At 45.3% G+C, this 11,727-nt stretch carries 10 protein-coding genes; 7 read left to right on the top strand and 3 right to left on the bottom strand.

Features of this window, described 5'->3' with window-relative positions; translation table 11 throughout:
* Window positions 1-47 precede the first annotated feature (47 nt).
* The gene (gene osmF / locus M1D72_RS04555; protein WP_456294691.1) at window positions 48-998 is read right to left on the bottom strand and encodes a glycine betaine ABC transporter substrate-binding protein OsmF; all 951 of its coding nucleotides are present in this window, start codon (window positions 996-998) and stop codon (window positions 48-50) included.
* Window positions 999-1,254: 256 nt separating this feature from the next.
* On the opposite strand from osmF, the gene M1D72_RS04550 reads away from it, so the two are divergent.
* Window positions 1,255-1,815 carry a sugar O-acetyltransferase gene (locus tag M1D72_RS04550; RefSeq protein ID WP_456294690.1) on the top strand — a complete coding sequence of 187 codons (561 nt, stop codon included), beginning with the start codon at window positions 1,255-1,257 and terminating at the stop codon, window positions 1,813-1,815.
* Window positions 1,816-1,837: 22 nt separating this feature from the next.
* Here the strand turns inward: M1D72_RS04550 and M1D72_RS04545 are convergent, their stop codons facing one another.
* Window positions 1,838-3,451: a response regulator gene (locus M1D72_RS04545; protein ID WP_456294689.1), complete on the bottom strand. Its 1,614-nt coding sequence runs from the start codon at window positions 3,449-3,451 to the stop codon at window positions 1,838-1,840.
* A 159-nt stretch (window positions 3,452-3,610) separates the two neighbouring features.
* A complete protein-coding gene (locus M1D72_RS04540) occupies window positions 3,611-4,609 on the bottom strand; it encodes a 2-hydroxyacid dehydrogenase (protein ID WP_456294688.1) in 999 nt (332 codons plus the stop codon).
* Window positions 4,610-4,771: 162 nt separating this feature from the next.
* Here M1D72_RS04540 and M1D72_RS04535 point away from each other — a divergent pair, with 162 nt between their 5' ends.
* From M1D72_RS04535 to M1D72_RS04510, 6 genes are all read left to right on the top strand, one after another.
* Window positions 4,772-5,296: a GNAT family N-acetyltransferase gene (locus tag M1D72_RS04535; protein ID WP_456294687.1), complete on the top strand. Its 525-nt coding sequence runs from the start codon at window positions 4,772-4,774 to the stop codon at window positions 5,294-5,296.
* 69 nt (window positions 5,297-5,365) lie between these two features.
* Window positions 5,366-5,890, top strand: coding sequence for an NUDIX hydrolase (locus M1D72_RS04530; RefSeq protein ID WP_390194273.1), 525 nt, complete (start codon window positions 5,366-5,368; stop codon window positions 5,888-5,890).
* Between the two features lie 270 nt (window positions 5,891-6,160).
* Window positions 6,161-7,978: an extracellular solute-binding protein gene (locus M1D72_RS04525; RefSeq protein WP_456294686.1), complete on the top strand. Its 1,818-nt coding sequence runs from the start codon at window positions 6,161-6,163 to the stop codon at window positions 7,976-7,978.
* A 9-nt stretch (window positions 7,979-7,987) separates the two neighbouring features.
* Window positions 7,988-9,076: a microcin C ABC transporter permease YejB gene (locus M1D72_RS04520; RefSeq protein ID WP_456294685.1), complete on the top strand. Its 1,089-nt coding sequence runs from the start codon at window positions 7,988-7,990 to the stop codon at window positions 9,074-9,076.
* A complete protein-coding gene (locus M1D72_RS04515) occupies window positions 9,076-10,119 on the top strand; it encodes an ABC transporter permease (protein ID WP_390194279.1) in 1,044 nt (347 codons plus the stop codon). Before M1D72_RS04520 ends, M1D72_RS04515 begins: the two co-directional genes overlap by 1 nt.
* 2 nt (window positions 10,120-10,121) lie before the next feature.
* A complete protein-coding gene (locus tag M1D72_RS04510) occupies window positions 10,122-11,717 on the top strand; it encodes an ABC transporter ATP-binding protein (protein WP_456294684.1) in 1,596 nt (531 codons plus the stop codon).
* The last annotated feature ends 10 nt before the right edge of the window (window positions 11,718-11,727 follow it).

Raw genomic sequence — 11,727 nt, 5'->3', positions numbered from 1 at the left:
TACGTTTCCTATCTGCTCTCGGTGTTGTATTACTATAGGGGGAGTTTCTAGAGTAACCCTTTGCTTTGTAGATATTGTTTGGCCACTGCGCGTGGATCCATACCGTCAATGCTGATCTTGCTATTTAATGATTGCAGGGTTTTGGTGTCTAGTGTATCGAATACAGGGTTGAGCAACTCTGGCAGGTTAGGATAACGTTCTAAAATCGCTTCACGAACGACAGGGGCTGGCGCGTAGACAGGCTGAGCGCCTTTGGGGTCGTCTAATACCGTTAGCCCTAATGCTGAAATTGCGCCATCTGTACCATAGACCACTGCTGCATTGACGCCGGAGTTTTGTTCCGCCGCGGCTTTAAGGAAAACCGCGGTATTATTGCCAGGGAAGGATAAGATTTGGTCTTGGGTAAGCTTAAAGCCGTAGTTGTACTCAAAGCTAGGCAAGGCATCTTGTCGTTCGACAAATTCAGCGCCAGCAGCAATCTTAAAGCGCATTCCTTTGTCTAAAGCTAGGCCTAAATCAGCCAGTGAATGGAGTTGGTACTGGTCAGCAACATCGTTTCGCACTGCAATGGCCCAAGTGTTGTTGGCTGGCGCAGGTTGCAGCCATATTAACTGGTTGCGTTGTTTATCGAGTTCACGCACGCGGTTATATCCCTGCTGCCAATTTTTCCAAGCCGAGTTCCCGGTATCGCTTAGCATAAAGGCACCATTGCCAGTGTACTCAGGGTAGATATCTATCTCGCCAGCCAACAAGGCCTCGCGGACAATTTTTGTCGCCCCCATTTGTACTTTACTGATATGGGGAATATTCGCTTTTTCAAACATTAACACCAGCAGGTTGCCAAGCAGCGCACCTTCGCCATCGATTTTTGAGGCAATAACGACTTTGTCTTGGTCAGCGTAAGCGGGCGAGGTAAAGGATAAGACGCTTAATGCACTGATAAAGAGGGCTAAGCTTACTTTTAGGTATCGTTTGAACACGTTGGAAAAAAGGGTCATCTGCGCTTCCTCTGCTGTCGATGGTTGGGCGTAGTAAATTGAAACTCACAGCTAAACCTTAACACAGGCATTTCGCTTTTTATGGAGATAAGCGCATGAAAGCGCGAAACATTGCAGTGGTTAACATTTACCCGAGGCTGGTTTGTAAAAATAATCAAATTAATATAATGGGTTGAAGCTTGCTCTAGGAATCGAGATTGGATTTTCGGTACACTCCCGCATCGTTCCCCCACGCTATAACAATGAGTATGTCGATATGAACGAGTTTGAAAAAATGATTTCAGGATTAACGTTTGATGGCGCGGATAAAGGCGTGAGCGCGGTTCGTGACCAGGCAACCGCTCTGCAAGCAACCTTGAATCAAACCGTTGTTGATGACTTCAGAACGCCGTTATTGAGACAGTTATTTAAACGCTTTGGTGAGGGAAGTATTGTGCGTCCGCCATTTAGCTGTGAGTTTGGGCAGACGGTAGAAATCGGTGATAACACCTTTATGAACATGAATGTGCTGATGCTAGATGGCGCATCCATTTCCATTGGCAATAATGTGATGATTGGGCCAAATACGCATTTTTACACCGCGTCACATCCGATGGATTATCGTCAGCGTAGAGGTTGGACAACGCGTTGCCAACCCATAGTGATAGAAGATGACGTGTGGATTGGCGGGAACGTCGCGATTACACAAGGGATTACCATTGGCGCTCGGTCAGTGATTGCGGCAAACTCGGTGGTTACTCGTGATGTCAAACCCGACTCATTGTACGGTGGTTGCCCCGCGAAATTCATTCGTACATTGACGGAGAATTTCGATTGATTGCGAGTCTATCGCTCGGTGTTTATCCAAGGTTGCGTTGCGCTTTCTGGTACATCTGTTGATAGTTGAGCGTGGTTTGTTCGTCAGCGGAGAGCAAACGAGATAACGTTTGGTGACATTCGCTAAGTTTGAGCTGCAAGTCATGTCTGCCGCGATAAGCAATGGTGTTAAACGCCATAAGCTTAGTGATCGCCAAACACAACTTGCGCGAGTAGGGCATGATCTCATGAAGCTGCATGTAAAAATCAATAATCTCATTGAGACGGGCGCTACCAAACTGCTTCAACTGCTCGATATGGTATTTGATATTGGTGACCGTTTGCTGCTTTTGCTCCAAGGCAGACTCAAAGTTGCTCAGCATATACACCTGAGTGCGATATAAGCTTAAATTTCGCTCTGCCTTAATTTTGTCACGGCATCGCTGATTGACAATCTTAATCTCTTTCAACATCGAGCACCGTTCAAGTAGAGCCAAAAGGTGGTATAGGTCATAGAATCCAAGCGTATCGAGCCGAGGAAAGACGCTCGCTAAACGCGTAATCGCTTGATGAATTTCCCCTCTGAGTAAATGAATATGCGCGCTGACTAGCGCGTTTTGAAGGTTTAAGTCTTTTCGCTGATTCAGCTCTTTTAATATCGGCATCATACTGATCAGTTGGTGCTCAAACGTGCTTTGATTGTGCTTATCGAAAAACTGAAAGAGAAAATAGCGCAGATAATTAATGCGCGTGTCGATATTCCCTCGGTAGGTATTTTTATTGTTATCGTAGTAACGACCCATAAACAGAAACGCGTCTTTGTATGCGCTGACGGCCATCGATAAATTGGCAATAATCAGTTCTCGGTCGGCTCCTGCCTCTAATAGCATGGTTGAGCGCTTTAGATGGGAGATGGCAGCCGGTACGTCATCATCTACCAAGCTAATATTGGACATTTCGTCAAAGTAGTAGGGGTTGCTTTTTTTGTTCTTTAGGGTGTTAAGCAGGCCTTTTGCTTGGTCCACTTCGTTATTTTTTACCAAGGTGTTGGCAAGTGCGACTTTAACCCAATCTTGATTATCTTCTTTGAGTAACGTCAGATAGAGCTGTTTGGCGGCTGAATACTGCTGGCTGTGATTAAGTGACTCAGCTTTGATTTTCAATATGATCGCTTTGTATTGTGGGAATGACTCAATCAAGCGGTCACATTCATCAATTGCCGTTTGATAGTCACGGCGTTCGAGTGCTTGATACAGCGGCAGCAATTGCCTTTTGCGCTGCATGCCTGACTTGATGCGCTTAAGCAGAAAGGGTTTGTTAAACGGTTTTAAAATATAGTCATCTGGCTGAGTGTCGATGATGGTTCGTACTACTTTTTGATCGTTTTCTCCGGTTAAGAAAACAAACAAGGTTTTTGGTTGCAGGTATTGGTGATGTCTTAGCTCTTCAAGTAGCTGATAGCCATTTAAATAACCGTTAAAGTTGTAGTCGCAGATAATCAGGTCATAGTGTGTGTGACGACACTTATTAAGTACATCAGTGGACTTGTAGGACAAAGTAATATTGTCTTTATGAAAGCCGGCTGCACGCAGTTGGTTTGCAAGGCTGGTGCAGATCAAACGTGAATCATCGGCGACTAAAACAGTAGCAGTTTTCAAGGTGGTTCAGTTCGTTGTCGAGGGGTGAAAAACGTTATTTTCGCACAACGAACGTGAGATTCTGCAACATAAGTGCTTAAACTAAGAGCTGTATAGTAAAATTAACCGCTGCGGAAAACCCCGACAGCGGTTTGCGATTATGATGATTGAAATTGAGATTTAAAACTCGATTAATTGATTACTACACGACTCACCATTAAGAACTTGGGTGATATTGGTCAGTGTTGTATCGGCAATATTGTGTAGGGCTTCTTTCGTGAGAAAGGCTTGATGCCCCGTAAACAGAACGTTATGACATGCAGATAGCCGACGGAAAACATCATCGACAATGACATCGTTCGATTTATCCTGGAAAAATAACTCTTTTTCATTGTCGTAAACGTCAAGGCCGAGTGAGCCTATTTTACCTTGTTTGAGCGCTTCAATCGCTGCGACTGAATCCAGTAACCCACCACGGCTAGTATTGATGATCATCACCCCATCTTTCATTTTGGCAAACGCGTTCTCATCCAACAGGTGATAATTATCTTTGGTCAAAGGACAGTGCAATGTGATGACGTCACTTTTTTCAAACAATTCTTCTTTGCTGCAGTAATGAGCGCCAAGTTCCAGTGCTTGCGGGTTTTCGTAGGGATCAAAACACAATACATCCATCCCTAACCCTTTAAGAATACGCATGGTTGCTATGCCAATTTTTCCGGTACCGACGACGCCCGCGGTTTTACCGTAAAAGTTAAAACCAACTAAACCGTCGAGGGTGAAATTGGCGTCACGCGTACGTTGATATGCTTTGTGGTAGCGGCGGTTAAGAGACATCATCAGCCCAACAGCATGCTCGGCCACCGCTTCTGGTGAATAAGCCGGAACACGTACAACTTGAATGCCTAGGGCTTTTGCCGTATCCAGGTCTACACGATCAAAACCTGCGCAGCGCATCGCGACTAACTTAACTCCAGCGTCTTTTAACGCTTTTAATACTGGCGCAGAGAGATCGTCGTTAACAAACGCGCACACAGCATCGCAGCCATGCGCAATTTTTGCGGTTTTTTCACTGAGTTGAAAATCATGAAAATGCAGGGTTAACCCATAGTTTTGGTTAACTTGCTTAAACGAGGCCTCGTCATAGGTTTTTGAACTGAAGATGGCAACATTTCTCATCTGATACTCCTTTCGCGTAGACCAAGATAGCCAATATATTAACTCTATGCCATTGATATACCGAATGGCTAAGAAAATAAACCATAAACTTTATGTGGCAATTGCTTGGAAATAGTTTAATGCTGGTTTAAGCCGCTTAATTTTGGCTTGTAGGCGCCCCTTGTGAATAGTGGTACATTGTCTGCTGTTGAAATGTTACAGGAGCGTGTTTTGTCTCAATCGTTAACGTTGGCTCCCCTGAGCCCGGCTTATTCGCAGCAGTTATCTAAGCTTAGTGTTGCGCCAGAGCAGCTTAAATTTGTAGGGACAATGGAGGAGATCCTATGTTGTGTTACTCCAAGTGTTGAACCGCATGTTATTGTTGCCGATGAACAAGTGATTGGTCTGTTTTTAATCGACACGCGTTATAGCGAGGAGTACCGCTTTTGCCAAGCAAAAGCATTGGGGTTTCGCGCGTTTTTTATTGACCAGCAGTTTCAAGGTCGAGGGTATGGTAAGCAAGCCATGCAAGCGTTGAAGGATTACCTACAATCCCATTACACTGAATTTAGTCAGGTTTATTTAACGGTAAACTGCCAAAATTTGGCTGCTTATCAGCTTTATCGAAAGGTCGGGTTTAACGATAGCGGCGAACTGTATTATGGCGGTACTGCTGGGCCGCAGCATATCTTATCGCTTAAGTGGTAATGCCTTGATTCGCTGTTGTGCTATCATCGCTGGCCATTTTGTTGTTCATATTTGTTGTTAATGAAAACTATGCGCCATATAAAAACCACCATTCATCACGAGATATCCTCATTAGAATCGCAGCGTATTACCCAGCGACATGCGGCGAGAGCCATTGTGCTAAATGGGGACGACATTCTATTGCTGTATACTGAGCGATACCATGATTACACAATCCCAGGTGGGGGTATCGATATTGGTGAGGATGTGATGGCGGCGCTGATTCGTGAGTTAGAAGAAGAAACAGGGGCTTCCAATATTCGCAATATTCAACCTTTTGGACGCTACGAAGAGTATCGTCCTTGGTATAAAGACGATGCGGATGTTCAGCACATTATTTCTTATTGCTATACCTGCCAGATCGATAATCAGCTTGGTGAGACTCGTTATGAAGATTACGAGGTGAAAAATGGTATGAAACCAGTATGGATGAACATTCACCAAGCGATTGCGCATAACGAACACATTATGCAAAACAGTCCTAAGAAAGGCTTTAGTGTTGAGAGGGAAACCCATTTATTAAAACTTGCGGCTAAAGAATTGCTTGAACGTTAAGTTTGAAAAACGCCGCGATGCGGCGTTTTTTTTGGGATTGTGGCTGCACATCATATTTTTTTTGTCGATGATTTAAATGTTCTTGAACCTCTTGCCCACTGTGTTATCTAAAGGGCAAGTAATTGATTTTTAACCGCATGAATTTTGACCAGTCATTGAAATGTTGCGCATAGACTGGTGATTTTCCTATACTATTTTAAGTTATTGATTTATCGATTTTCTTATTCGTATTCAGGGATTTGCAATTATTGCTGCGACAAGGAGGCATCAATGGGTAAACTTAACCGGTTCATACTCGGCGCATCACTATCACTACTTTGTTCAGTCAGTTATGCCAAAGTGATTGAAACTACCCGCCTTGTCGGCTTCGGCGAAGCGAAATATCCGGCACAATTTAGCCATTTTGATTATGTAAATCCCAAGGCGCCAAAGTACGGAAAAGTGACTTTCGGTGTGGTGGGAACCTATGACAACTTTAACCGTTACGCTTCTCGCGGCGCAGCAGCGCAAGGAACGGAGGAGATGTATGACTCCCTGATGTACTCTCCTCAAGATGAAATCGACAGCTACTATCCATTGATCGCACAAAAAGTTCGCTATTCTGATGATTACTCATGGATGGAGATCAGCCTTAATCCCCACGCGAAATTCCAAGATGGTGTTGCTATCACGGCTGAGGATGTTGCCTTTACCTTTGATAAATTTATGAAAGAGGGCGTGCCTCAATATCGCGTCTATTACAAAGATATCAAATCTGTCAAAGCCATTGATGAGCTGACAGTACGTATTGAAATGTCGACGCCGAATCGTGAAAAGTTGTTTAGTTTTGCTCAAAGCACACGTGTGTTGCCTAAACATTTTTGGAAAGACAAAGATTTCTCTGAACCGTTAGCAACACCGCCAGTAGGAAGTGGTCCTTACAAAGTGATCGATTATAAGCCGGGGCAAAGCGTGACCTATGAGTTGGACGACAATTATTGGGCAAAAGCGCTTCCAGTTAATATCGGACGTAACAATTTCAAGCAGATTGAATATGACTACTATCGTGATAGCACGGTGATGCTTGAAGCTTTTAAAGCGGGCGAGTTTGACCTGCATATGGAAAATTCTGCCAAATTCTGGGCCACATCCTATACTGGCGTCAACTTTGATAAAGGCTATATCAAAAAAGAAGAGATCGCACATCAAAAGCCTGCTGCTGCTCAAGGGTTCGTGTTTAATATTCAGCGGCCGGTGTTCTCAGACCCTAAGGTTCGAGAAGCGCTCAATTATGCGTTGGACTTTGAGTGGATGAACAAAAACATGTTCTATGGCCAATACCAGCGCGTGAGAAGTTTTTTCCAAAATACTGAATATGAAGCAACAGGTTTGCCATCTGAGCAGGAGTTGGCAGTTTTAGACCCATTTAAAGATCAAGTGCCGAGTCGCGTATTCACTGAAGAATATCAACCTCCAGTGACCGATGGCAGCGGTCACATTCGCCGCCAAATGCGCCAAGCGTTTCGCCTGTTTAAGCAAGCGGGTTGGGAGCTCAAAAATAACGTACTAACCAATGTAAAAACCGGTAAACCGTTTCAATTTGAACTATTGATTTACAGCCCGACCACGGAGCGCGTCGCAATTCCTCTTCAGAAAAATCTATCGCGAATGGGGATCAAAATGAACATCCGCACCGTTGATACAACCCAGTACTTGAAACGCTTGCGTGATCGCGATTTTGACATGGTGTCTTCGGGTTATTCTGCGAATGCGTACCCGAGTTCTAATCTACTGTTCATGTGGAATTCGCATTACATCGACTCGACCTACAATACCGCTGGTGTGACCGACCCTGTGGTCGATGCCTTAACTGATGAGATAGCGAAAAACCAAGAGCATCCTGAGAAACTTCTTCCCCTAGGACGCGCTTTAGATCGCGTATTACAGTGGAATTTTTACATTATTCCACAATGGTATCTAAGCCAATATCGCGTCGCGACTTGGGACAAGTTCGAGCGTCCTGACGTGATGCCAAAATATGATCTTGGGATCGATACTTGGTGGGTGTCAGCCGAAAAAGCGGCCCAATTGCCAGAGAAGCGCCGTTAAGAGGACACCATGGCTGCATATATTTTTCGTCGCTTATTATTGGTGATACCAACGCTGTGGGCGATCATCACCATTAACTTTTTTATCATTCAGGTGGCACCAGGTGGGCCGGTTGAGCAAGCGATCGCTCAAGCTCAAGGGATCGGTTCCGGCATTATGGAACGTTTATCCGGCGGCGGCGCAGAAGTGGAACAAAGTTCTGCGGGGAGTGATAACCATAGCGGATATCGTGGTTCACGTGGCTTAGACCCAGAAGTGGTTGAAGCGATTAAAAAACAATTTGGTTTTGATAAGCCTATTTTGGAACGCTACACCGATATGCTCAAAGACTACGCCACGTTCCACTTTGGTGAGAGCCTGTTTCGTGGCGGCGACGTGATTGACCTCATTAAAGAGCGGCTTCCTGTTTCTGTGTCTCTGGGATTATGGAGCACATTGATCATCTATTTAGTATCGATTCCACTTGGCATTATGAAAGCGATTCATCACGGTTCACGCTTTGATGTTTGGTCCAGTGCATTAGTCATTATTGGCTACGCGGTTCCAGGGTTTTTGTTTGCCATTTTGCTGATTATTTTATTTGCCAGTGGCAACTATTTTAATTGGTTCCCACTGCGTGGGTTAGTCTCAAGCAATTTCGACCAACTGACTTGGTACCAACAGATCGCGGATTACTTCTGGCATTTAACCTTGCCGATTTTGGCAATGGTGATCGGTGGTTTTGCCGCATTAAGCATGCTGACCAAAAACTCATTTTTGGATGAAATCAACAAGCAGTATGTCGTCACCGCTCGCGCTAAAGGGCTTGATGAGCGTAGCATTTTGTATAAGCACGTGTTTCGTAATGCCATGCTGATCATTATTGCTGGGTTTCCAAGTGCGTTTATTGCCATGTTTTTCACAGGTTCCATGTTGATTGAAGTTATGTTTTCGCTTGAGGGAATCGGCTTGCTGGGTTTTGAGTCCACCATTCAACGCGATTATCCCGTTGTATTTAGCTCCTTATATATCATGACCTTACTTGGCTTAGTCCTGAGTATTATTTCCGATCTAACCTACACCTGGGTAGACCCTAGAATCGATTTTGAGGCGCGTTAATGCTGTTTAAATCCAATAAGAAATCGAATCCATTAAACCAAGCTCGTTGGCTTCGTTTTAAAGCTAATCGCCGTGGTTTTTGGTCGCTGTGGATCTTTGCTATTTTGTTTGTACTCAGCTTGTTTGCTGAACTGATTGCCAATGATAAGCCGCTATTAGTTGAATATAATGACGCGTGGTATTTCCCAGTGGTCGAAACCTATAGTGAAACCACGTTTGGTGGTGAGTTTGAAATTGAAGCTGACTACACCGACCCTTACATCATTGAACTTATTGAAGATAAGGGCTATATCCTTTGGCCGTTGATTCGCTTTCATTACGATACGATTAATTACAACATCTCTGGGGTGCTGCCTTCTGCGCCTGATTCTGTGAACTGGCTCGGAACGGATGATAAAGGGCGAGATGTATTAGCGCGCATTATTTACGGGTTTCGAATTTCAGTCCTGTTTGGCTTTGTATTAACCGCGATATCAACGGTGATCGGAGTCTTTGTCGGCGCGACACAAGGCTACTACGGTGGTTGGATTGACTTACTTGGTCAGCGATTTATCGAAGTCTGGTCAGGGATGCCAACCTTGTTTTTGCTGATTATTTTATCGAGTTTTGTCGAGCCCAATTTTTGGTGGTTACTCGGGATTATGGTGCTGTTTAGTTGGATGAGCTTAGTGGGGGTGGTACGTGCCGAGTTTTTACGTTGCCGTAATTTTGATTATGTTCGTGCTGCGCAAGCCATGGGCGTGGATGATAAGAGAATCATGCTGCGTCATATGCTGCCAAATGCCATGGTCGCCTCGCTCACGATGATGCCGTTTATTTTGTCGGGCTCGGTAACGACGCTAACCTCATTGGATTTCCTCGGTTTCGGGCTTCCGGTGGGATCGCCTTCTTTAGGTGAGTTACTCGCCCAAGGCAAAGCCAACTTACAAGCGCCATGGCTTGGGATTTCGGCTTTTGTCGTGCTGTCTGTGATGCTGACGCTGTTAGTTTTTATTGGCGAAGCGGTGCGCGATGCCTTTGACCCTCACCACCAAGGAAGATAATTATGTCAAAGCAAGTTTTAAAAATTGAGCATTTATCGGTGGGTTTTGGGCGCGGCAGCAACGTTGAAACGGTGACTCATGATGTCTCGCTGACGATCAATCAGGGAGAAACCTTAGCCTTAGTCGGAGAGAGCGGATCTGGTAAATCGGTGACTGCAAACGCGATTCTCAAGCTGTTACCCAAAGGGGCCGCGCATTATCTCACTGGTTCAATTGACTTTGATGGGACGGATACGCTGAAGTGTTCTGAGCGCCAACTGCGAGGCATTCGTGGAGGGCGGATCGGCATGATTTTCCAAGAGCCTATGGTATCGCTGAATCCGCTGCATAAAATCGGTAAGCAGCTGGTTGAAGTGGTCAGCATCCACCGAGGTGTTCGCACTCGTAAAGCGCAAGAGTTGGCTCTACAATGGCTACAAAAAGTAGGGATCCGTAATCCCGAGCAAAAGCTCAATGCTTACCCCCATGAACTATCGGGTGGAGAGCGGCAGCGGGTAATGATCGCGATGGCACTGATTAATGAACCAGAGCTGTTGATAGCCGATGAACCGACGACGGCGCTGGACGTCTCCGTTCAAGCACAAATTCTTGATCTACTCAAACAACTGCAGCAAGAGCTTGGCATGGCAATGCTGTTTATCACCCATGATTTGAGTATTGTGCGCCGCATTGCTGACCGTGTGTGCGTGATGCAAAGTGGTCGTATTGTCGAAACCGCACCTTGCCAGCGACTCTTTTCTGCCCCAGAGCATCCTTATACGCAAAAATTGATCGACTCGGATCCTAAAGGTTTCCCCGTGACGGTTGATGATGACGCCGCAGAGCTTCTGAGTGTTGAAAAACTTAAAGTGTGGTTTCCGGTCACGGGAGGTGTATTTAAGCGCGTAATCGATCATGTTAAAGCGGTTACCGACATGCACTTTACTTTACACAAAGGGCAATCCATTGGGTTAGTCGGTGAGAGTGGGTCGGGGAAATCAACCACGGGCATGGCCATCCTAAAATTGGTTGAGTCGCAAGGCTCGATTGCCTACCAGGGGAGTGAATTACAAGGGTTAGATCGCAAGCAGATGCTGCCTTATCGCAATAAAATGCAAGTAGTGTTTCAAGACCCATTTTCGGCACTCAACCCGCGAATGTCGGTCGCTCAAGTCATTGGTGAGGGGCTGCGTGTTCATCACGACTATGATGAGCAAACCTTGGACAGCATGATATGCGATGTTATGCGAGAAGTGGAACTCGACCCTGAAACCCGCCACCGTTATCCGAACGAATTTTCTGGGGGACAGCGTCAACGTATCGCAATTGCACGAGCACTGATTCTAAAGCCGGAATTTGTCCTGCTAGATGAACCTACGTCGTCACTGGATAGAACCGTTCAAGCTCAGGTTTTAGAGCTGCTTAAGTCATTGCAAGACAAATATCACCTGACGTATCTGTTTATCAGCCACGACCTCAATGTCGTCAAGTCATTGTGCCATTACACGATTGTAATGAAAGATGGTGAGATTGTTGAACAGGGCGATACTCAAGCACTCTTTTCTGCGCCATCCCAAGCTTATACCCAGCAGTTAGTCGCGCTATCAAGTTTCAATTAACCACTTCAGT

Source organism: Vibrio sp. AK197, from assembly GCF_053903115.1.
Note: the sequence above shows the minus strand (reverse complement) of the source record. Positions and strands in the feature narration are given on the sequence as shown.

Bases quoted from the DNA above. Each gene is read 5' to 3' on its own strand.
- M1D72_RS04520 (WP_456294685.1), top strand. From the start codon at position 7,988: ATGGCTGCATATATTTTTCGTCGCTTATTATTGGTGATACCAACGCTG.
- M1D72_RS04530 (WP_390194273.1), top strand. From the start codon at position 5,366: ATGCGCCATATAAAAACCACCATTCATCACGAGATATCCTCATTAGAA.
- osmF (WP_456294691.1), bottom strand. From the start codon at position 998: ATGACCCTTTTTTCCAACGTGTTCAAACGATACCTAAAAGTAAGCTTA.
- M1D72_RS04515 (WP_390194279.1), top strand. From the start codon at position 9,076: ATGCTGTTTAAATCCAATAAGAAATCGAATCCATTAAACCAAGCTCGT.
- M1D72_RS04550 (WP_456294690.1), top strand. From the start codon at position 1,255: ATGAACGAGTTTGAAAAAATGATTTCAGGATTAACGTTTGATGGCGCG.
- M1D72_RS04540 (WP_456294688.1), bottom strand. From the start codon at position 4,609: ATGAGAAATGTTGCCATCTTCAGTTCAAAAACCTATGACGAGGCCTCG.
- M1D72_RS04525 (WP_456294686.1), top strand. From the start codon at position 6,161: ATGGGTAAACTTAACCGGTTCATACTCGGCGCATCACTATCACTACTT.
- M1D72_RS04510 (WP_456294684.1), top strand. From the start codon at position 10,122: ATGTCAAAGCAAGTTTTAAAAATTGAGCATTTATCGGTGGGTTTTGGG.